This is a genomic window from Pseudomonas putida, assembly GCA_041071465.1.
Lineage (GTDB): Bacteria > Pseudomonadota > Gammaproteobacteria > Pseudomonadales > Pseudomonadaceae > Aquipseudomonas > Aquipseudomonas putida_P.
Genome location: CP163498.1, coordinates 6,214,509 through 6,236,823 on the forward strand (window position 1 = coordinate 6,214,509; position 22,315 = coordinate 6,236,823).

Annotated in this window: 14 protein-coding genes and 1 pseudogene; 10 read left to right on the plus strand and 5 right to left on the minus strand. The window is 63.1% G+C overall.

The window, feature by feature from the left end:
- Window positions 1-98 precede the first annotated feature (98 nt).
- The 3 genes from glgX to AB5975_28540 all read left to right on the plus strand — a co-directional run bounded on the left by glgX (window position 99) and on the right by AB5975_28540 (window position 4,514).
- Window positions 99-2,252, plus strand: coding sequence for a glycogen debranching protein GlgX (gene glgX, locus AB5975_28530; protein ID XDR20318.1), 2,154 nt, complete (start codon window positions 99-101; stop codon window positions 2,250-2,252).
- 72 nt (window positions 2,253-2,324) lie between these two features.
- The gene (locus AB5975_28535) at window positions 2,325-3,119 is read left to right on the plus strand and encodes an endonuclease/exonuclease/phosphatase family protein (protein XDR20319.1); all 795 of its coding nucleotides are present in this window, start codon (window positions 2,325-2,327) and stop codon (window positions 3,117-3,119) included.
- 318 nt (window positions 3,120-3,437) lie between these two features.
- On the plus strand, window positions 3,438-4,514 hold the full coding sequence (locus tag AB5975_28540) for an autotransporter domain-containing protein (GenBank protein ID XDR20320.1): 1,077 nt from the start codon (window positions 3,438-3,440) through the stop codon (window positions 4,512-4,514).
- A 123-nt stretch (window positions 4,515-4,637) separates the two neighbouring features.
- Here AB5975_28540 and glgB read toward each other — a convergent pair whose 3' ends face one another.
- Genes glgB through AB5975_28555 form a run of 3 tightly spaced genes read right to left on the minus strand, consistent with a single transcriptional unit; the run spans window position 4,638 to window position 12,234 of the window.
- Complete coding sequence (gene glgB, locus AB5975_28545) at window positions 4,638-6,848, minus strand: 1,4-alpha-glucan branching protein GlgB (protein ID XDR20321.1); 2,211 nt, start codon at window positions 6,846-6,848, stop codon at window positions 4,638-4,640.
- Entirely contained in the window at window positions 6,845-10,165 is a 3,321-nt protein-coding gene (treS, locus tag AB5975_28550) for a maltose alpha-D-glucosyltransferase (GenBank protein ID XDR20322.1), read from the minus strand. Before treS ends, glgB begins: the two co-directional genes overlap by 4 nt.
- Before the next feature lie 50 nt (window positions 10,166-10,215).
- Window positions 10,216-12,234: an alpha-1,4-glucan--maltose-1-phosphate maltosyltransferase gene (locus tag AB5975_28555; protein ID XDR20323.1), complete on the minus strand. Its 2,019-nt coding sequence runs from the start codon at window positions 12,232-12,234 to the stop codon at window positions 10,216-10,218.
- Window positions 12,235-12,373: 139 nt separating this feature from the next.
- On the opposite strand from AB5975_28555, the gene AB5975_28560 reads away from it, so the two are divergent.
- Window positions 12,374-12,535 carry a hypothetical protein gene (locus AB5975_28560; protein ID XDR20324.1) on the plus strand — a complete coding sequence of 54 codons (162 nt, stop codon included), beginning with the start codon at window positions 12,374-12,376 and terminating at the stop codon, window positions 12,533-12,535.
- Between the two features lie 139 nt (window positions 12,536-12,674).
- On the opposite strand, the gene AB5975_28565 is transcribed toward AB5975_28560, so the two are convergent.
- Window positions 12,675-14,357 carry an AMP-binding protein gene (locus AB5975_28565; GenBank protein ID XDR20325.1) on the minus strand — a complete coding sequence of 561 codons (1,683 nt, stop codon included), beginning with the start codon at window positions 14,355-14,357 and terminating at the stop codon, window positions 12,675-12,677.
- Window positions 14,358-14,576: 219 nt separating this feature from the next.
- Here AB5975_28565 and AB5975_28570 point away from each other — a divergent pair, with 219 nt between their 5' ends.
- From AB5975_28570 to AB5975_28585, 4 genes and pseudogenes are all read left to right on the plus strand, one after another.
- Window positions 14,577-15,740 (plus strand): isovaleryl-CoA dehydrogenase, encoded by a 1,164-nt coding sequence (locus tag AB5975_28570; protein ID XDR20326.1) that lies wholly within the window; start codon window positions 14,577-14,579, stop codon window positions 15,738-15,740.
- An 83-nt stretch (window positions 15,741-15,823) separates the two neighbouring features.
- Window positions 15,824-17,367 (plus strand): annotated as a pseudogene (locus tag AB5975_28575) (carboxyl transferase domain-containing protein).
- 3 nt (window positions 17,368-17,370) lie between these two features.
- On the plus strand, window positions 17,371-18,186 hold the full coding sequence (locus AB5975_28580; protein ID XDR20327.1) for a gamma-carboxygeranoyl-CoA hydratase: 816 nt from the start codon (window positions 17,371-17,373) through the stop codon (window positions 18,184-18,186).
- Window positions 18,183-20,135 (plus strand): acetyl-CoA carboxylase biotin carboxylase subunit, encoded by a 1,953-nt coding sequence (locus AB5975_28585; protein ID XDR20328.1) that lies wholly within the window; start codon window positions 18,183-18,185, stop codon window positions 20,133-20,135. The genes AB5975_28580 and AB5975_28585 overlap by 4 nt, the downstream gene beginning before the upstream one ends.
- A gap of 32 nt (window positions 20,136-20,167) precedes the next feature.
- Here AB5975_28585 and AB5975_28590 read toward each other — a convergent pair whose 3' ends face one another.
- Complete coding sequence (locus tag AB5975_28590; GenBank protein ID XDR20329.1) at window positions 20,168-20,821, minus strand: LexA family protein; 654 nt, start codon at window positions 20,819-20,821, stop codon at window positions 20,168-20,170.
- Between the two features lie 130 nt (window positions 20,822-20,951).
- Here AB5975_28590 and AB5975_28595 point away from each other — a divergent pair, with 130 nt between their 5' ends.
- Complete coding sequence (locus tag AB5975_28595; protein ID XDR20330.1) at window positions 20,952-21,266, plus strand: hypothetical protein; 315 nt, start codon at window positions 20,952-20,954, stop codon at window positions 21,264-21,266.
- A gap of 431 nt (window positions 21,267-21,697) precedes the next feature.
- Window positions 21,698-22,213 (plus strand): DUF4880 domain-containing protein, encoded by a 516-nt coding sequence (locus tag AB5975_28600; protein XDR20331.1) that lies wholly within the window; start codon window positions 21,698-21,700, stop codon window positions 22,211-22,213.
- Window positions 22,214-22,315 lie beyond the last annotated feature (102 nt).

Sequence of the window (22,315 nt, forward strand, 5' to 3'; positions counted from 1 at the left end):
TCAGCACCGGTGATGAACCTGTGGGAGCGGGTTTTACCCGCGAAGAGGCCGGGGCAGGACTGCACAATCCCCTCCACCACGGCCATACGAGGACCGCCATGAGCCCCCGCACCCCAAAGAAAACCCGCTCGGTCGCACCGTCGCGCATCCGCGAAGGCATGCCCTTTCCCCTCGGTGCCACCTGGGATGGCCTTGGGGTTAACTTCGCCCTGTTCTCGGCCAACGCCACCAAGGTCGAGCTGTGCCTGTTCGATTCCACCGGCGAACAGGAAATCGAGCGCATCGAGCTGCCCGAATACACCGACGAGATCTACCACGGCTACCTGCCCGACGCTCACCCTGGCCTGGTCTATGGCTACCGGGTATACGGCCCGTACGAGCCGGAAAACGGCCACCGCTTCAACCCCAACAAACTGCTGATCGACCCCTATGCCAAGCAACTGGTCGGCAGCCTGAAATGGTCCGAAGCGCTGTTTGGCTACACCATCGGCCACCCCGATGGCGACCTGTCGTTCGACGAGCGCGACAGTGCGCCCTTCGTCCCCAAGTGCAAGGTGATCGACCCGGCCTTCACCTGGGGCCGCGACCAACGCGTGCTGATCCCCTGGGAACGCACGATCATCTACGAGGCGCACACCCGTGGCATCAGCATGCGCCACCCGGCGGTACCGGAAGCGCTGCGCGGCACTTTTGCCGGCCTGGCCAATGACGAACTGCTCAAGCACATCAAGGACCTGGGCGTCTCCAGCATCGAGCTGCTGCCGATTCACGCCTTCGTCAACGACCAACACCTGCTGGACAAAGGCCTGAACAACTACTGGGGCTACAACAGCATCGCCTTTTTCGCCCCGCACCCGCGCTACCTGGCCAGCGGCAAGATTGCCGAGTTCAAGGAAATGGTCGCCCACCTGCACGACGCCGGGCTCGAGGTGATCCTGGACGTGGTCTACAACCACACCGCCGAAGGCAACGAGCGCGGCCCGACCCTGTCGATGCGCGGTATCGACAACGCCTCGTACTACCGCCTGATGCCGGACGACAAGCGCTACTACATCAACGATTCCGGCACCGGCAACACCCTGGACCTGAGCCACCCCTGCGTGCTGCAGCTGGTCACCGATTCGCTGCGTTACTGGGCGGGTGAAATGCACGTTGACGGCTTCCGCTTCGACCTGGCGACCATCCTTGGCCGCTACCACGACGGCTACAGCGAGCGTCATGGCTTCCTCGTCGCCTGCCGCCAGGACCCGATGCTGAGCCAGGTCAAGCTGATTGCCGAGCCCTGGGACTGCGGCCCCGGCGGCTATCAGGTGGGTAACTTTGCCCCTGGCTGGGCGGAATGGAACGACCGCTTCCGCGACACCGCACGCGCCTTCTGGAAAGGCGATGAAGGCCAACTCGCCGATTTTGCCGCACGCTTGACCGCCTCGGGCGACATGTTCAACAACCGTGGGCGGCGGCCGTATTCCTCGGTCAACTTCATCACCGCCCACGATGGTTTCACCCTGCGCGACCTGGTGTCGTACAACCACAAGCACAACGAAGACAACGACGAGAACAACCAGGACGGCACCGACAACAACCTGTCGTGGAACTGCGGCGTCGAAGGGCCGACCGACGACCCGGGGATCAATGCCCTGCGCATGCGCCAAATGCGCAACTATTTCGCTACCCTGCTGCTGGCCCAGGGCACGCCGATGATCGTCGCCGGTGACGAATTCAGCCGCACCCAGCACGGCAACAACAACGCCTACTGCCAGGACAGCGAGATCGGTTGGGTGAACTGGGACCTGGATCAGCAAGGCGAAGAGCTGCTGGCCTTCGTCAAGCGCCTGACCCGTCTGCGCCTGGCCTACCCGGTGCTGCGCCGCTCACGTTTCCTGGTGGGCGATTACAATGAGGCGATCGGGGTCAAGGATGTGACTTGGCTGGCGCCGGATGGTAGCGAGATGACTGTGGAGCAGTGGGAAGACCCGCACGGGCGCTGCCTGGGCATGCTGATCGATGGCCGCGCACAGGTCAGCGGCATCGCCCGGCCGGGCGCCGAGGCCACGGTGCTGCTGATCGTCAATGCCCACCATGACATCGTGCCTTTCAAGTTGCCGTCCGTGCCTGAAGGCGAGTACTGGAGCTGCCTGGTGGATACCGACCGGCCAGAGTTACGCAAAGGGCAGCATTTGCAGTTCGACAGCACGTTCGAGGTCAAGGGGCGGTCGATGCTGCTGATGGTGCTGCAGCGCGACGAGGAGTGAACCTGAGTAACTGGCGCATGTCCGTTATCTGTAGAAGCGGCCTTGTGTAAACCCATTGTTCGAGGAGTTACCGTGGACCCCGAAGCCGGCAGTGAAGGTTTCGCCAGCATCAACCAGGCCCCGGCCGTAAAACGCCTGCGGGTGCTGACGGTGAATACCCACAAGGGCTTCACCGCCTTCAACCGGCGCTTCATCCTGCCGGAACTGCGCGAGGCGGTGCGCAGCACCCAGGCCGATATCGTCTTCCTCCAGGAAGTGCTCGGTAGCCACGACCGCCACGCCGCCCGTTACCCCGGCTGGCCACAGACTTCGCAGTACGAATTCCTGGCGGACAGCATGTGGAGCGACTTCGCCTATGGCCGCAACGCGGTTTACCCCGACGGCCATCACGGCAATGCACTGCTGTCCAAATACCCGATCATCGAGCACCGCAACCTTGATGTGTCAATCACCGGGCCAGAGCGCCGTGGCCTGTTGCACTGCGTGCTGGATGTACCGGGGCAAGGCCAAGTACACGCGATCTGCGTGCACCTGTCGTTGCTGGAAAGCCACCGGCAAAAACAGCTGCAACTGCTGCGCAAATTGCTGGACGCCTTACCCGCCGATGCCCCGGTGATCATCGCCGGCGACTTCAACGACTGGAAAACCCACGGCAACCGCACGCTCGGCCTGCAACGCGACTTGCACGAGGCATTCGAGCGCCACCATGGGCACCTCGCCCGCACCTACCCTGCCCGCCTGCCGCTGCTGCGCCTGGACCGCATCTATCTGCGTAACGCCGAAAGCCATGGGCCGCGGATTTTGGGGCACAAACCTTGGTCGCACCTGTCAGATCACCTGCCGTTGGCGGTTGAAGTGCGCCTCTAGCAATCATTCTTCATAGCCAGGGCACGGCAAATAGCGAACCCCGCTATACCCTACTGTTTTGCTCAACAAAACAAGGGGTTGAGCATTACCACACATCATCAACACTTCCTTCACGCTTTCTTGACGCAAGCGGCCACCTCTCCTTAGCTGAACATTACCAAGTAGTAAAGATCTCGCGCCGGGCCTCTAGCTCGCGCCTTCGTGCGCGTTTGCGAAAGCCGGCGTGCTGGTTTGGGTCGCCCACTGTTTTTGCCGTACAGCTCGTGACAACAGGCCAGGTCCTCGGGCTGTACCCCACAAAAACAAAGGAGATCCGCCATGAAAAGCACCTCGAACCCCTTGCGCTTCGACAGCATTTTCTACGCGGTTTCCACGTCGCTGCTTCTGGCAACCCCGGTGGAAACTTTCGCGTACGAACTGCAGGATGACCCTATTTCGCCCGGCTTTCTGCAGCAGACAGCAGTGCCTCAGCTGTCGCTCGACCCGATCAGCGCCAGTGGCTTGAGCATCGGCACCCTGAACGCGTTCTCCCAAGCCATGACTGCACGTCACGGGCAGGCGGCACCGGACCTGGTCGCCAGCCAGTGGGCGCAGTTCTTCCCAACCACCTCGCGCAGTGTTTCACAGCCCCCAGACCAACTGGAGGCACCCAGCCAGCAACTGACAATCGGCCCGGACCTGTTCGTGCGTGAAACTGCAGCGGGCAATGTGCACCGCGCAGGGATTTTCGTGGGGCACAACAACCTGCAAAGCAGCTTCAACGGCATGCGCCCGCTGTTGGGCGACAAGCAGCGCAATGCCGTGAACCTGAGTGGGGAAAGCCTGGGCGTTTACTGGAGCATGACCCATGAACAGGGTTGGCACCTGGACGCCGTGGCCATGGGCTCGCGCATCGATGTGCTGGGCCGTGGCGAAAGCGGCCAACGACTGGACGACAGCGGCCACGCGATGACCTTCTCGGTGGAGGGCGGTTACCCGATCCGCCTGGGCGGCAACTGGGTGATCGAACCTCAGGCACAGTTGATAAATCAACAGTTCTTCCCTGGCAACCAGGTGCAGGAAGAGACCTTGCAGGCATTTGACAGCCAGCCAACCTGGAGCGGCCGTGTGGGTGCCAAATTGTCCGGTCGCTACGAAGTGCGTGGCATGCCCATCGAGCCCTATGTACGGACCAACGTGTGGTATGACTTCAGCAATGCCGATGAAGTGAAGCTGGACCAGGTCGACAAAATCTCCAGCTCGCGCTATTCGACCACGGTGGAACTGGGCTTGGGGCTGGTGGCACGGGTAACACCTTCAGTGGCCTTGTTCGTGAGTGCCGACTACAGCAGCGATGTGGATGACAATGACCTGAACGGGTTGATTGGCAGCCTTGGGGTGCGGATGCGGTGGTAGGCCTGTGCCATTGCTGGGGCCGCTGCGCGGCCCATCGCGACACAAGGCCGCTCCTACAGGGATCGCGTCAGCCTGTAGGAGCGGCCTTGTGTCGCGATGGGCTGCGCAGCAGCCCCAACAATCTCAGGCCGGTTTCAGTATCAGAACCCCAAGCGGCGGCAGGTTCAGCGCCAGCGACAATGGCTGCCCATGGCTGGGCAATGCCTCACTGGCCACTGCCCCCAGGTTGCCCACGTTGGACCCGGCATACAGCCCGGCATCGCTGTTCAGCAGCTCTTGCCAACGCTCGCCAAACGGCACGCCAATACGGTAGCCCTCGCGCGGCACCGGGGTGAAGTTGGCCACCACCAGCACCGGCTCACCGCTGCTGCTCCAGCGCAGCCAGGCGTAGACGCTGTTTTGCGCGTCGTCACCGATCAGCCACTGGAAGCCCTGCGGCTGGCAGTCCTGCTCGTGCAGCGCCGGCACGTCGCGGTACAGGCGATTGAGGTCACCCACCAAGCGCTGCACGCCCTGGTGCTCGGGGTACTGCAGCAGGTACCAGTCCAGTTCGCTGTCGTGGTTCCACTCACGCCACTGGCCGAACTCGCACCCCATGAACAGCAGCTTCTTGCCCGGGTGCGCCCACATGAAGGTGAGGTAGGCGCGCAAGTTGGCGAACTTCTGCCAGCGGTCGCCGGGCATCTTGTCGATCAGCGAGTGCTTGCCGTGCACCACTTCGTCATGGGAGATGGGCAGGATGAAGTGCTCGGAATAGGCATAGATCAGCCCGAAGCTCATCTCGTTGTGGTGGAAAGTGCGGTGCACCGGGTCGTTCTGGATGTAATGCAGGGTGTCGTGCATCCAACCCATGTTCCACTTGTAGGCAAAGCCCAGGCCGCCCTGCTGGGTCGGCTGGCTGACGCCGGGCCAGGCGGTGGACTCCTCGGCGATGATCAGTGCCCCAGGGGCCTCGTGGGCAGCCACGCCGTTGAGGTGGCGGATGAAGTCGATGGCTTCCAGGTTCTCGCGCCCGCCATGGCGGTTGGGCACCCATTCACCGGCCTTGCGCGAATAGTCGCGGTACAACATCGAAGCCACTGCATCGACGCGCAGGCCGTCGATGTGAAAGTGCTTCAGCCAGTGCAACGCAGAAGCCATCATGAAACCACGCACCTCGTTACGGCCGAGGTTGTAGATGAGCGTGTTCCAGTCCTGGTGGTAGCCCTCCAGGGGGTTATCGTATTCGTACAGCGCAGTGCCATCGAACCGCGCCAGGCCGTGTTCGTCGGTGGGGAAATGCGCCGGCACCCAGTCCAGCAGCACACCAATGCCACCCTGGTGGCAGGCATCGATGAAGGCTGCGAAGTCCTCCGGGCTGCCGTAGCGCGAGGTGGGCGCGAACATCGACAGTGGCTGATAACCCCAGGAACCGCCGAAGGGGTGCTCCATGATCGGCAACAGCTCGATGTGGGTAAAGCCCAGTTCCTGCACATAGGGTACCAGCCGCTCGGCCAGTTCGCGCCAGTTGTAATAGCGCCCGACTTCACCCGCCTCGTCCAGCTCGCAGCGCCATGACCCTGGGTGCAGTTCGTAGATCGACAGTGGCGCGTTGTAGGCATGGCGCTGCGCGCGTTGCGCCATCCAGTCGTGGTCTTGCCAAGCGTGGCCAAGCTCACCGGCCACCTTGGACGCGGTGCTCGGCGGCAGTTCCGTGGCACGGGCCAGCGGGTCGGCTTTCAGCGGCAGTATGCCGTCCTTGCCGAGCACTTCGAACTTGTAGGTTTCACCCACACCCAAGCGCGGAATGAACAGCTCCCACACCCCGGCGCTGTGGCGCAGGCGCATGGGGTGGCGACGCCCATCCCAGTTGTTGAAGTCACCCACCACCGACACCCGCCGAGCGTTCGGCGCCCACACCGAGAAGCACACGCCGTCGATACCATCGACCTGGGTAGGCTGGGCGCCAAAGCGCCCGGACAAGTCTCGATGATTGCCTTCGGCGAACAGGTGAAGGTCCATGTCACCCAATTGTGGGCCGAAGCTGTAGGGGTCTTCGGTAATCTGATCGCCACCGGCCCAACCGATCTGCAACTGGTAGGGTTGTGCCTCATCAAGGTGCGCGCTGAACAACCCGGGCAAGCTGCCCTGCACCATTTCGGCAAGCACGCGCCCATCGTGGCGAGCCAGGATGCGCACATTCAGGGCACTGGGCAGGAAGGCGCGGACCACCTGGCCGCCTGCGCCGTCGCCATGGGGGCCGAGTACCGCAAATGGATCGGCGTGTTCGGCGCGGGCCAGGGCATCGAGGTCCCGTTGCCGAAGGCCACCGTTTTCACGCAATGTAACGTTCATTCTGACTCTCCCCAGGTACTGATCAATCCATGCAGGCCATGCAAAGGCACGGCCAGCCAACTCGGACGGTTCTCGGCTTCGTAGGTAATCTCGTAGGCGGCTTTTTCCAGGCAGAACAGCTCCAGAGCCGCGCGCTCACCCTCGGCCCGCTGCCAGGCGTGGGGCATGGCGGCGGTGGCCAGGCCATAGGCTTCGACAAAGGCATGCCGCGACTGGTGCAGGTACTGCCGGGCAACCCGTTGCCGGGCCTGCCGCGCCGGGTCTGAAAGGTCCACCGCAGACGCGCTGCGCAAGATCATCGCAGCAGCATAGTCGAAGGATCGCAGCACGCCGCTGACATCCTTGTACGGGCTGTGTTTTGCCCGACGCTCTTCCAGCGGCCGGGCCGGCTCGCCTTCGAAATCGATCAGGTAGGCATCGCCTTGCACCACCAGCACCTGGCCCAGGTGCAGGTCGCCATGCACCCGCATCAACAGGCCGCCCTGGGCCTGGTCGGTCAGATTGTCGATGTGCTGGGCCAGGCCGTCGCGCTGCTGCTGCAGGTCATCGACAAGGGCCTGGCTATCGCGGTCGAGCGTGTCGCGGTGTTGGGCCAGCAGGTCGAGAGCGTGGGTCAGTTCGGCGCTGATCTGCGTGCTCCAACGCTGGCTGTCCTGCGCATTGCTGGGACGTGGCTGGAAGGCCGGGTCTTCGGTTGGCGCGGCCAGCAACAGGTGCATCTCGCCCAGGCGCTGGCCAAGCAAGGCAGCGAAGCCACTGAGCTCGGCCAGTGCGTCGGTGTGCGCCTCGGGGTCGCTGGTGGTGGGCTCCATCTGGTCGCGAATGGCCCGTTCAAGGGTGTTCTGGGTCCAGCCCCAGGCATCGCCCTGGTTGTTCAGGTAACCCTGGGCAATCATCAGCAGGTGCGGTGCCTGCTGCTCATCCACTCGGCTGACCCAGGCCAGCAGCGGCGAGATGTTGGCAAAGCCGGCGGCGGTCAGGTAGGCACTCATTTCCAGCTCTGGATGAACACCTGGGTTGACCCGGCGGATCAGCTTGAGCACCACCCGGTCGCCGATCACTACCGAACTATTGGACTGTTCGGCGCTGAGGTAGCGCACTTCACTTTCCTCGTCGAGCGCCAGGCCGGCCAATTGCGCCGTGCATTCGAAGCGCAATTCACCCTCATCGTTGCCGCATGGCAGGCGCAGGCCATCTTGGCAGGCAAGCATCACGGCGCGGATGAACGGCTCCAGCACGAAGGCATCTGTGATCAAGCCAACCTGGTGGGCGCGGCGCACCCGCGACAAGGCCAACTGCTGCGGCAGCGCGGTAGTGATCTGCTCCTCGCGCAGCAGGCCGAACGGCAGTTGGTAGCGGGTGGCCGTGCCGTCGCTGCGCACTTCGATTTCACTGAGCAGCACCGGTGTGGTGGCAGTGCCAAAACGCACGCCGTAACACAGGCGCACGGCGTCGATCGGCCCTTCCTTGCCGGCGAACCAACGCCGCTTGGGCAGGTATTGCGGCAGGATGGTGGCTTGCAGGGTATCGCTTGAAGGTGCTTCCAGTAGTTCTTCCATGCGCTTGCGCAGTACCAGCGTGGTCAATTCAGGTAACCCCTCGGTGGGCTGGATATGCCAGCTGGGCATGCGGTCACGGCTGGCCAGCAGGAACCAGTAGAAGGCATAGGGTGGCAAGGTCAGCAGGAACGGCAACTGGCCAATGGGCGGGAAGGCGCTGCCGCCGAGCATCTCCACCGGTACTTTGTCGGCGAAGTGTGACAATTCCAGTTCTGCGGCCTGGGCAGCGCGCGACACGTTGGCCACGCACAGAATGACCTCGGTGTTGCCGTCGACATCGGTGTACTCGCGGACGTAGGCGAGAATGCGCCGGTTGCTGGGCGTGAGGGTGCGCAGGCTGCCGCGGCCAAAGGCCTTCTGCTGCTTGCGCACCGCCAGCATGCGCCGGGTCCAGTTCAGCAGTGAATGCGGGTCGTGGCTTTGCGCTTCGACATTGACGGTCTGGTAGCCGTACAGCGGGTCCATGATCGGCGGCAGCACCAGGCGCTGCGGGTCGGCGCGGGAGAACCCGCCGTTGCGGTCCGGCGACCACTGCATGGGCGTACGCACGCCATCGCGATCACCCAGGTAGATGTTGTCGCCCATGCCCAGTTCGTCGCCGTAATACAGGGTTGGCGTGCCGGGCATCGACAGCAGCAGGCTGGTGAGCAGCTCGATGCGCCGACGGTCACGCTGCAGCAGCGGCGCCAGGCGCCGGCGGATACCCAGGTTGATGCGCGCGCGGCGGTCTTCGGCGTAGTAGTTCCACAGGTAGTCGCGCTCGCGGTCGGTGACCATTTCCAGGGTCAGCTCATCGTGGTTGCGCAGGAAAATCGCCCATTGGCAGTTGGCGGGAATTTCCGGGGTCTGGCGCAGGATGTCGGTGATCGGGAAGCGGTCTTCCATGGCCAGGGCCATGTACATGCGTGGCATCAACGGAAAGTGGAAGGCCATGTGACATTCGTCGCCCTCGCCTTCGCCGAAGTATGGACGCGTGTCTTCCGGCCACTGGTTGGCTTCGGCCAGCAGCATGCGGTCGGGGTAGTTGGCGTCGATTTCGGCGCGGATCGCCTTGAGCACGTCGTGGGTTTCGGCGAGGTTCTCGTTGTTGGTGCCGTCGCGTTCGATCAGGTACGGGATGGCGTCCAGGCGCAGGCCGTCAACACCCAGGTCGAGCCAGAAGCGCATCACGCCGATCACCGCCTTGAGTACTTGCGGGTTGTCGAAGTTGAGGTCTGGCTGATGCGCGTAGAAGCGGTGCCAGAAGTACTGGCCGGCGACCGGGTCCCATGTCCAGTTGGACTTTTCGGTGTCGAGGAAGATGATGCGCGTGCCGTCGTATTTCTGGTCGTCGTCCGACCACACGTAGAAATCGCGCGCCTTGCTGCCGCGTTTGGCATGGCGGGCACGCTGAAACCACGGGTGCTGGTCGCTGGTGTGGTTGATGACCAGCTCGGTGATCACCCGCAAGCCGCGCTTATGTGCCTCGGCGATGAAACGCCGGGCATCGCCCAGGCTGCCGTAGTCGGGGTGCACGGCTTTGTAATCGGCGATGTCGTAGCCGTCATCGCGCCGAGGCGAGGGGTAGAACGGCAGCAGCCACAGGGTGTTGACGCCCAGCTCGGCGATGTAGTCGAGTTTGCTGATCAGGCCGGCGAAGTCGCCGATACCATCATTGTTCGAATCGAAGAACGACTTGATATGCAACTGGTAGATGACGGCGTCCTTGTACCACAGCGGGTCGTCGATGAAGGCTGCCGTGCGGGCACGCTTGGCCATGTGCGACTCCTTGCATTTTCCAGGTTGAGCGGGCACGCCCGCTCCCACTTTCACCTAGCCTTTTCGATACGCCAGATTCCGAATGGCTGGTGCCAAGGCTCGATGCGCATGAACTGAGTCTTGCCGTACCACGACCACCGATGGCCGTTCATCAGGTCTTCGCCATGGGTTTCGGCGTTGTCATCCAAACCAAGCTCCCACAGCGGCAGCTCGAAGTGCGCTTCCTGGGCGTTGTGCGGGTCGAGGCTGATCGCCACCAGGATGTAGTTGTCGCGCTCGGCCGTGCGCTTGGCGAAGTACAGGATGTTGTCGTTCCAGCAGTTGAAAAACGCCACGCCCAGATGCGTTTGCAACGCACGGTTCTGCCGGCGGATGCGGTTGAGCTGGGCGATCTCGGCAATGATGTTGCCGGGCTGGGTGAAATCACGCGGGCGAATTTCGTACTTCTCCGAATCCAGGTACTCCTCCTTGCCAGGCAGCGGCGTGCCTTCGCACAGCTCGAAACCCGAGTACATACCCCATAGGCCCGAGCCCATGGTCGCCAGCGCCGCGCGAATGAGGAAGCCGGCGCGTCCAGAGGTGTGCAGGAAGTACGGGTTGATGTCCGGTGTGTTGACGAAGAAGTTGGGGCGATAGCACTGGCTCCACGGCGGCTGGTTGAGCTGCTCGTAGAATTCACGCAGCTCCTGCTTGGTGTTGCGCCAGGTGAAGTAGGTATAGCTTTGCGCGTAGCCGACCTTGCCCAGGCGCGCCATCATCGCCGGCCGGGTAAACGCTTCGGCGAGGAAGATGACGTCGGGGTGCTGGCTACGCACATCGGCGATCAGCCATTGCCAGAACGGCAGTGGCTTGGTGTGCGGGTTGTCGACGCGAAAGGTTTTGACCCCCTCCTCGACCCAGCCGATGATCACATCGCGCAGGGCCAGCCACAAACTCGGCACCGCGTCGGGGGCATAGAAGTCGACGTTGACGATGTCCTGGTACTTCTTCGGTGGGTTTTCGGCATAGCGGATGGTGCCGTCGGGGCGCCAGCTGAACCAGCCCGGATGCTCCTTGAGCCAGGGGTGGTCCTGCGAACACTGGATGGCGAAGTCGAGGGCGATTTCCAGGCCGTGCTCCGCCGCAGCGGCGACCAACCGGCGAAAATCTTCGCGACTGCCCAGTTGCGGGTGGATCGCATCGTGGCCGCCTTCGGCGCTGCCGATCGCGTAAGGGCTGCCGGGGTCGCCAGGTTCGGCATGCAGGGCATTGTTGCGGCCCTTGCGGTGCTGCATGCCGATGGGGTGGATGGGCGGGAAGTACAACACGTCGAAGCCCATGTCGCGAATCATCGGCAGGCGTTCGTGCACGTCGTTGAAGGTGCCGTGGCGCTGCGGGTCGTCGGTGATCGAACGCGGGAACAGTTCGTACCAGCTGGCAAATTGCGCCGCCGGGCGGTCGACATCGACCGGAAATTCACGGCTGCGGGCCAGGTAACTGCGGTGTTCGGCTTCGCTCATCAGGCGGGCGGTGGTTGGGTCGAGAAACAACGCCACCTGGTCGTCGGGACCGAGTGTAGCCAGGCGCTGCTGCACGGCCTCAAGTTCCTCGTGCAGGGCGCCGCTGCACAGTTCGAGGCCTTTGCTCAGCAGCAAACGGCCCTCTTCCAGCTCCAGTTTCACCTCGACGCCGGCGTGGTATTTTTTCTCCAGGTCGTGGCAATAAGTGGCAAACGGGTCGATCCAGGCCTCGATACTGAACAGGTGCGGGCCAAGTTCGGTGGGGGTGAACTCGGCCAGCCACAGGTCGTTGCCCGGCGAGTGCATGGGCACGCAATGCCAGCGGCGGCTGTTGGCCTGGCGCCAGTTGAGCATCACCGCCAGGCGGTCGTGGCCATCGCAATAGACCTTGCTGCCGACGACCACCGGCTGGCCACTGATGGCCTTGGCGGCGAAGGTGCCGGCTTCGAGCACCGGTTGGGTGTCTTCGATCACGATGCGTGGCGCCAGCAACGCCTGGGATAGGCTGATGGCCTGGTCCGGGTGATCGTTCGCCGTGGGCACGTTTTCAAAGGGCTCGTTACGTGACATCGACCTTGCTCCCTCAGGCTGGTGGCGGTAAGGATTCAGAGCCAGGCACAAGCGCGGGGTTCAAAAAAAATGAGCGAACGGCAGCTGCCAGCGGTCAGAGCCTGCAGCACCTCTTCATTCACCCACGCGAGGTCAGGCCATGAACATTCCCATTCCACCGGAAACCCCCGATCCCAACATCGACGACCCGAGCTTGCCGCCGCCCGTGCCAGAAGAAGAACCGGACGAGCTGCCGATCAAGCCGACCATGCCACCGACGGTGGGCGACCCGCCGAGCCAGGAGCCACCGGTGAAGGCTTAAGGGTAGACCAGGATTGTGTACTGGCAGGACCGGCCTCTTCGCGGGTAAACCCGCTTCCACAGGGATTGCGCCAACCTTGCAAGTGGCGCCGTACTGTGAGAGCGGGTTTACCCGCGAAAGGGCCGGTTGACCCAACCCATCAACCCGCAGATACCGCCGAGATTTCCGCCACACTAATCTCCCGCATGCGGAACTTCTGCACCTTGCCGGTCACCGTCATCGGGTATTCCTCAACAAAACGAATATGCCGAGGCACCTTGAAGTGGGCGATGCGTGCCTTGCACCAACCCTGCAGTTCCTCGACCGTGGCGCTATGCCCTGGGTGCAGCTTGATCCAGGCCACGATTTCTTCACCATAGCGGCTGCACGGAATGCCGATCACCTGCGCATCGGCCACCGCCGGGTGGGTATAGAAGAACTCTTCCAGCTCACGCGGGTAAATGTTCTCACCGCCACGAATGATCATGTCCTTGTTGCGCCCGACGATGCGCACGTGCCCATGTTCATCCATCACCGCCAGGTCGCCCGAATGCATCCAGCCCGCCGGGTCGATGGCGTCCGCCGTGGCCTGGGGGTTGTCCCAGTAGCCGAGCATCACGCTGTAGCCACGGGTGCACAGTTCACCGATCTCACCGCGCGGGACGATGCAGCCGTCGGCGTCCACCAGCTTGTTTTCCAGCTGCGGCTGGGTGCGGCCGACGGTGGTCACGCGCAGTTCCAGGTCGTCGTCCGGGCCGGTCTGCAGCGACACCGGGCTGGTTTCGGTCATGCCGTAGGCAATCTGCACTTCGGCCATGTGCATCTGGTCGATGACCCGGCGCATCACCTCGATCGGGCAGGTGGCACCGGCCATGATGCCACTGCGCAGGGTCGACAGGTCCATCTGCGCACGCGACGGGTGGTCGAGCATGGCGATGAACATGGTCGGCACGCCATAGAGGATGCTGGCGCGCTCCTCGGCCACGGCGCGCAGGGTAAGCTCGGCGTCGAAGGCGTCGTTGGGGTAGATCATGGTGCTGCCGTGTGTGATGCAACCGAGGTTGGCCATGACCATGCCGAAGCAGTGGTACAGCGGCACCGGGATCACCATACGGTCGCGCTCGGTCAGCCCCAGGCTTTCGCCGACCATGAAACCGTTGTTGAGGATGTTGTAGTGACTGAGGGTGGCACCCTTGGGCGCGCCGGTGGTGCCGGAGGTGTACTGGATGTTCACCGGCTGGTCGAACTGCAGGCTTTGCTGGCGAGCGCTGCAGGCCTCTGGCGAGGTCTGCCCTGCCCACTCGGGCAATGCGTGCCAGGGCAGGAAGCCGGCAGGCGGGTTGGCGGCCAGGCTGATCACACCGCGCAACGCTGGCAGGCGCTCACTGGCCAGTTCACCTGGCTTGGCGCTGGCCAATTCAGGCACCAGTTCCTGAACCATGGCATGGTAATCAGACGTCTTGAAGGCATCGGCACACACCAGCCAGCGACAGCTGGACTGGCGCAACACGTATTCCAACTCGCCCACGCGATAGGCAGGGTTGATGTTGACCAGGATGGCCCCGACCTTGGCGCTGGCCAGTTGCAAAATCCACCATTGCGCGCAGTTGGGCGACCAGATACCGACACGCTCGCCGGTGTTCACGCCCAGGGCCATGAGCGCGCGTGCATGGTTTTCGACCTGTGCGGCCAACTGCCGCCAGCTGTAGCGCAGGCCTTGATGGCGCGACACCAGCGCCTCGCTGTCGGCACAGCGGGCCACGGTGGCATCGAAGGCCTGGCCGATGGTCTGGGTCAGCAAGGCTTGGTCCTGGCGACCGCGGGTATAACTCGGTTGACTCATGGGTGTCCCTTCTTGTGGTTGTTCTGGGCACGGCTGAAGCAAGCGGGAATACTCTGGCGCAGATTTACGTTTACGTAAAGGTGATGAGTGGATTGACAGTGATCGCACGCAGGTTTACGTTAACGTAAAGGTGATGAACGACACCGGGTCTCGCAGGGCCGGCGGATTGCCCTGACGCTACGGTGTAACCCCATTTCAAGAACAAGAAGGTGCCCCAGCATGCATTACCCCTCCCTGAACTTCGCCCTGGGCGAGACCATCGACATGCTCCGCGACCAGGTGCGTACCTTCGTCGCCGCCGAACTGGCCCCGCGCGCCGCTCAAATCGACCACGACAACCTGTTCCCCGCCGACATGTGGCGCAAGTTCGGTGACATGGGCCTGCTGGGGATCACCGTCCCGGAAGAATACGGTGGCGCTGGCCTGGGCTACCTGGCCCATGTGGTCTCGATGGAAGAAATCAGCCGTGGCTCGGCCTCGGTGGCACTGTCCTATGGCGCCCACTCCAACCTGTGCGTCAACCAGATCAACCGCAACGGTACCCACGAGCAGAAGCTCAAGTACTTGCCCAAGCTGATCAGCGGCGAGCACATCGGCGCCTTGGCCATGAGCGAGCCCAATGCCGGCTCCGATGTGGTGTCGATGAAACTGCGTGCGGAAAAGCGCGGCGACCACTACGTGCTCAACGGCAGCAAGACCTGGATCACCAACGGCCCCGACGCCAACACCTACGTGATCTACGCCAAGACCGACCTGGACAAGGGCGCGCACGGCATCACCGCCTTCATCGTCGAGCGTGACTGGAAAGGCTTCAGCCGCAGCAACAAGTTCGACAAGCTTGGCATGCGTGGCTCCAACACCTGCGAGCTGTTCTTCGACGACGTGCAAGTGCCGGCAGAAAACATCCTGGGCCAACTCAATGGCGGCGTGCGCGTGCTGATGAGTGGCCTGGACTACGAGCGTGTGGTGCTGTCCGGCGGCCCGACCGGCATCATGCAAAGCTGCATGGACCTGGTGGTGCCCTACATTCATGACCGCAAGCAGTTCGGCCAGAGCATCGGCGAGTTCCAGCTGATCCAGGGCAAGATCGCCGACATGTACACCCAGCTCAATGCCAGCCGCGCCTACCTGTATGCCGTGGCCCAGGCTTGCGACCGTGGCGAGACCACCCGCAAGGACGCTGCCGGCGTCATCCTGTACACCGCCGAACGCGCCACGCAAATGGCCCTGGAGGCGATCCAGATTCTCGGTGGCAACGGCTATATCAACGAATTCCCGGCTGGCCGCCTGCTGCGCGACGCCAAGCTGTACGAAATCGGCGCTGGCACCAGCGAAATTCGCCGGATGCTGATCGGCCGCGAACTGTTCAACGAAACCCGCTGAGCATAAAGGGACGGGCGCACATGGCTACCTTGCACACCCAGATCAACCCACGTTCGGCGGAATTCGCCGGCAACAGTGCGGCGATGCTCGAACAGGTCCAGGCCCTGCGCGGCCTGCTCGCCCAGGTCGCCCAGGGCGGCGGCCCCAAGGCCCAGGAACGGCATACCTCGCGCGGTAAACTGCTGCCGCGCGAGCGTATCGACCGCCTGCTGGACCCTGGCTCGCCATTCCTCGAGATCGGCCAGCTGGCCGCCCATGAGGTGTACGGCGAAGACGTGCCGGCTGCGGGCGTGATTGCCGGCATCGGCCGCGTCGAAGGCGTGGAATGCATGATCGTGGCCAATGACGCCACGGTAAAGGGCGGTTCCTACTACCCACTGACGGTAAAGAAGCACCTGCGCGCGCAAACCATCGCGCTGCAAAACCGCCTGCCGTGCATCTACCTGGTGGACTCGGGCGGCGCCAACCTGCCACGCCAGGACGAAGTGTTCCCCGACCGCGAGCATTTCGGCGGATTTTCTTCAACCAGGCCAACATGAGCGCGCAAGGTATTCCACAGATTGCCGTGGTGATGGGGTCGTGCACCGCTGGCGGCGCCTACGTACCGGCCATGGCCGACGAAGCGATCATGGTGCGCCAGCAGGCGACCATCTTCCTGGCTGGCCCGCCCTTGGTGAAAGCCGCAACCGGTGAAGTGGTCAGCGCCGAAGACCTGGGTGGCGCCGATGTGCATTGCCGTACCAGCGGCGTGGCCGACCATTATGCCGACAATGACGAGCACGCTCTGGCCATTGCCCGGCGCAGCGTGGCCAACCTCAACTGGCACAAGCTGGGCAAGCTGCAACGCCTGGCACCGGTGGCGCCGCTGTATGCCGCCGATGAACTGTATGGCGTGGTGCCAGCGGATGCCAAGCAACCGTTCGACGTGCGCGAAGTGATTGCGCGGCTGGTCGATGGCTCGGTTTTCGATGAGTTCAAGGCCCTGTTCGGCACTACGCTGGTGTGCGGCTTCGCCCACCTGCACGGTTACCCGGTAGCGATCCTGGCCAACAACGGCATTCTGTTCGCCGAAGCGGCGCAAAAGGGTGCGCACTTCATCGAGCTGGCCTGCCAGCGCGGTATCCCACTGCTGTTCCTGCAGAACATCACCGGCTTCATGGTCGGCAAAAAGTACGAAGAAGGCGGCATCGCCAAGCACGGCGCCAAGCTGGTTACCGCCGTGGCGTGTGCCCAGGTGCCGAAATTCACGGTAATCATCGGTGGCAGCTTCGGCGCCGGCAACTACGGCATGTGCGGCCGCGCCTACGACCCGCGCTTCCTGTGGATGTGGCCCAACGCACGGATCGGCGTGATGGGCGCCGAACAAGCCGCCGGGGTTCTGGCCCAGGTCAAGCGCGAGCAAAGCGAACGCAGCGGCCAGCCGTTCAGCGCCGAGGATGAAGCCAGGCTCAAGCAGCCGATCCTCGACCAGTACGAGCATCAAGGCCACCCCTACTACTCCAGCGCCCGCCTGTGGGACGACGGTGTCATCGACCCGGCACAGACCCGCGACGTGCTCGGCCTGGCGTTGTCTGCCGCGCTGAACGCGCCGATCGAACAGAGCCGCTTCGGCATTTTCCGGATGTGACCCATGAGCGACTTCAGCACCCTCGAAGTGACCCGCGACCCGCGCGGTTTCGCCACCCTGTGGCTGAGCCGCGAGGACAAGAACAACGCCTTCAACGCGCAGATGATCCGCGAGCTGATCGTGGCCATCGACCAGTTGGCCGAAGACGCCAGCCTGCGCTTCGTGCTGCTGCGCGGCCGCGGCCGGCACTTCAGCGCCGGCGCCGACCTGGCCTGGATGCAGCAATCGGCGCAGCTGGACTTCAATACCAACCTGGATGATGCCCACGAACTGGGCGAGCTGATGTACGCCCTGCACCGCCTCAAGGCCCCTACCCTGGCGGTGGTGCAAGGTGCAGCCTTTGGCGGCGCGCTGGGTTTGATCAGTTGCTGTGACATGGCCATCGGCGCCGAAGACGCCCAGCTGTGCCTGTCGGAAGTACGCATCGGCCTGGCCCCGGCAGTGATCAGCCCGTTCGTGGTCAAGGCCATTGGCGAGCGTGCCGCGCGCCGCTATGCGCTCACCGCAGAGCGCTTCAGCGGCGTGCGCGCCCGCGAGCTGGGCCTGCTGGCCGAGGTGTATCCAGCCAGCGAGCTGGACGCCCACGTCGAAGCCTGGGTGAACAACCTGCTGCAGAACAGCCCACAAGCGTTGCGCGCCACCAAGGACCTGCTGCGCGAAGTGGACGATGGCGAACTCAGCCCGGCCCTGCGCCGTTACTGCGAAAACACCATCGCCCGTATCCGCGTCAGCGCCGAAGGCCAGGAGGGCCTGCGCGCCTTCCTGGAAAAACGCCGCCCCGCCTGGCAAACCGATGACAAGAAGGAGCCGCGCCCATGAGCCGCCCCGTTTTGACCACCCTGCTGGTCGCCAACCGCGGCGAAATCGCCTGCCGGGTGATGCGCACCGCCAAGGCCATGGGCCTGACCACCGTGGCCGTGCACAGCGCCACCGACCGTGACGCCCGGCACAGCCGCGAAGCCGACATCCGCGTCGACCTCGGCGGCACCAAGGCTGCCGAAAGCTACCTGCAGGTCGACAAACTGCTGGCCGCGGCCAAGGCCAGAGGCGCCCAGGCCATCCACCCAGGTTATGGCTTCCTGTCCGAGAACGCAGGTTTTGCCCGGGCCATCGAACAAGCCGGGCTGATTTTCCTCGGCCCACCGGCCAGCGCCATCGACGCCATGGGCAGCAAATCGGCGGCCAAGGCGTTGATGGAGGCTGCCGGCGTACCGCTGGTGCCGGGCTACCACGGTGAAGCCCAGGACCTGGACACCTTCCGCGCCGCCGCCGAACGCATCGGCTACCCAGTGCTGCTCAAGGCCAGCGCCGGTGGCGGTGGCAAGGGCATGAAGGTGGTCGAGGAAGAAAGCCAGCTGGCCGACGCCCTGGCCTCGGCCCAGCGTGAGGCGCAATCGTCGTTCGGCGACTCGCGCATGCTGGTAGAAAAATACGTGCTCAAACCGCGCCACGTAGAGATCCAGGTGTTCGCCGACCAACACGGCAACTGCCTGTACCTCAACGAGCGTGACTGCTCGATCCAGCGCCGCCACCAGAAAGTGGTCGAAGAAGCTCCCGCCCCCGGCCTCTCGCCAGAACTGCGCCGTGCCATGGGCGAAGCCGCAGTGCGCGCGGCACAAGCCATCGGCTATGTGGGCGCCGGCACCGTGGAGTTTCTGCTCGACGCCCGTGGCGAGTTCTTCTTCATGGAGATGAACACGCGCCTGCAGGTGGAGCACCCGGTCACCGAAGCCATTACCGGCCTGGACCTGGTGGCCTGGCAAATTCGCGTGGCCTGCGGCGAAGCCCTGCCGATCACCCAGGAGCAGGTGCCGCTGATCGGCCATGCCATCGAGGTGCGCCTGTATGCCGAGGACCCGGCCAACGAATTCTTGCCCGCAACCGGCAAGCTGATGTTGTATCGGGAGTCGGCGCCAGGCGAGGGCCGGCGGGTGGACAGCGGGGTCAGCGAAGGCGATGTGGTGTCGCCGTTCTACGACCCGATGCTGGGCAAGCTGATCGCCTGGGGCGAAGACCGCGAGCAGGCGCGCCTGCGCTTGCTGGCCATGCTCGAAGAGTTCGCCATTGGCGGGCTGAAGACCAACATCGCCTTCCTGCGCCGCATCCTGGCCCACCCGGCGTTTGCGGCGGCGGAGCTGGATACCGGCTTCATTCCGCGCCACCAGGCGGTTTTGCTGCCGGCACCACAGGCAATGCCAGCAGGTTTCTGGGAGGCGGCGGCCGAGGCATGGCTGCAAGGCCAGGCCGGCCATCACCGCGATGACGACTGCCATTCGCCGTGGGGTGAGTGCAACGGCCTGCGCTTGGGCCTGCCAGCGCGTAGCAGCCTGCATCTGGTGAGCGGCGGGCAGGATCAGGCGGTTGCCTTGGAACGCAGTGCTGCGTCTACCTGGCAGCTAACGGGCGAACAACTGCTGCATGACCAGGACGGCGTACGTCGTCAGCACCTGGCCATCCGCCGGGGTGGCACGCTGTATCTGCAGTGGGATGGCGAGATGCATGCCATCGAAGCCTTCGACCCGATCGCGCAGGCGGAAGCCAGCCACAGTCATCAGGGCGGGCTGGGTGCGCCCATGAACGGCAGCATCGTGCGGGTGCTGGTGGAACCGGGACAGGTGGTGGAAGCAGGCACCGCGCTGGTGGTGCTGGAGGCCATGAAAATGGAGCACAGCATTCGTGCGCCGCATTCAGGCACAGTGAAGGCATTGTTCTGCCAGGAAGGCGATATGGTCAGCGAAGGGACGGTGCTGGTCGAACTGGTGGAGTAAGGGTACGGGGGCCGCTTTGCGGCCCCGGCATTCTAGAAGGCGCCATGCACCCGCACGACCACACCGATAAACTCGCATCCCTCTTCACACAGGATTGTCGGATAGCGCGTATTCAGCGGCTTGAGCATCTTGTCGCCACCCTCTTCGACCAACTGCCGCAACACAGCAGGCCGCCCCGGCTGGCGCGCAATCACCAGCCTGCCGGGCTCTACCGGCAGGCCAGTATCCACCAATACGCGCATGCCCTCAGGAACACTCTTGCCGCTGGCTGCATTCATCGAGTCGTTTTCAACCAACAGCCAGAACGCATTACCTGCTGGCATGTAATCGGTCTGCTCGTTGGACTTGGCTGTTTCAGGCAAAGGCCCCTGCAAGTCGGACCAAGCCAACACCGGGAAGCGAAAGCTTGCATAAAGCAGCGCTTCGCCCGACACCGGCTGCTCGACTGCATAACGCCCAGGGGCTTCGCGCACGATGTTGCGCTCTACCACCATGACTTGTGCTTCCAAAAACACCAGGCCGAGTTTCTCGAGCTTTTCGTTGATGGTTTCCACCGTCGGCCGCCGCGTGCCGCGCAGCCAATGCCCCACGCCGCCCTGAGTCATGCCCAGGCGTTCAGCCAGCTTGAGCTGGCTGAGGTTATGTTCGCGCTTGTAGCGCTTGAGAAATGCGTTCCAGTTTTCCATGAGCGGCAACAATACGGACTGTATTACCCACAGCAATACACAATCTGAATTATTTATCTGGTATCTAACAGTACAGATTGACCTATCCTGTATTTCCAGTGTGTTTGAAGGGAAATCAGAAGGTATCGCGATGAAACCACCGAAAAACGACGAAACAGATCTCGACAGCGAAGCGGCCCGCCGCGCTCTCGATTACTACCTCAACCCGAACCCGCCACGGCCCAGCCTGGACAACAAGATCTGGACGCTGCACGAAGGCGTAACCAACGACCAGGCCCAGCAGCATGCCATCGCCCTGCTGCGTTGCGCCGCTGCAACCGCCCAGGAAACCGCAAGCCACCAGCACGGTAGCCAGCGCGAGCTGACCTTCGCCCTGATGCACATGATGGACATGGCGCGGGCACTGCTGGAGCACAAAGGCGCCGGAGAACCGGTTTTCAAGTAATGAAGAAGGGAGAAAACGTGATGGCCTGGAACGGCAAATGCCCCGATTGCCGGGACAAGGAAGCGCATCGGTAAAACTTTTTTACCGAATTAGCGAAAATTCATTTGACTGGCAAATGATAACGATTATTATTGCACTCAGCTGATCGCGAGATCTGCTGGATAACCTGGAGCTTAGGTCGCTCTCAGATTATCTCCTCATCAGGCTAATCACGGTTTTTGACCCGGCTTTTTGCCGGGTCTTTTTTTTGGCTCTTCAGGCTAATGAAGATCGTGATGGCGCGCATGATAGCAAAGGTGTTTCAGGGCGTGAACGCTCATTACAAAACTTTGCGGAATCAGCACTTGAGAATCAATCTCGTTTCACCTACGCTGATCACGCATCAGGGAAGATGCCCCCACCCCTCCCCTTTATAGAGCAAGGAGCTGTCCATGACCCGTCTGCTGCTGCCCCTTGAACACCCTACCACTGCCGCCGAACACAATGCCGACGATGCCCTTCTACATGCCCTGAAACGGCTGCCACGGCGCGTGCAGCAAGTGTTCCTGCTCAACCGCCTTGACCAGCTGGACTTTGCCACGATCGCTAGCCGCCTTGATCTGCCACTGGCAAGCATTGAACGGAACATGGACCAAGTGCTGCAGGTGGGCCGCTCGCGCCGGGATGTACTGGCGAGTGTTGCCGGGCAATGGTATGTACGCTTGCAGAGCCCACAGGTGACAGCGTGCGAGCGGATCGACTTCCGCCGCTGGCTGGATGCGGACCCGGCTAACTTGCAAGCGTTTCATGAGACAGAGCTACGCTGGCGCAGCCTGCTGGCACCGGCACGACAACTGGGCCACGACGGCTGGTATCGGCAAGGCCGGGCTGCACTGTCGCTGGGTGGTTGCTCGATTGCGGTGGGGCTTGGCGTTACAGCCCTGGTACTGTTCGGCTTCTGGGCCTGATCCTCGCTTCAGCCGCCCAAACACTGCTCGCATGCGCCCAGCAGGCTACTGTACATTGTCAAGGAGCGGCCGCAACCGCTTGCAATTGGGTTGAAACCGGCG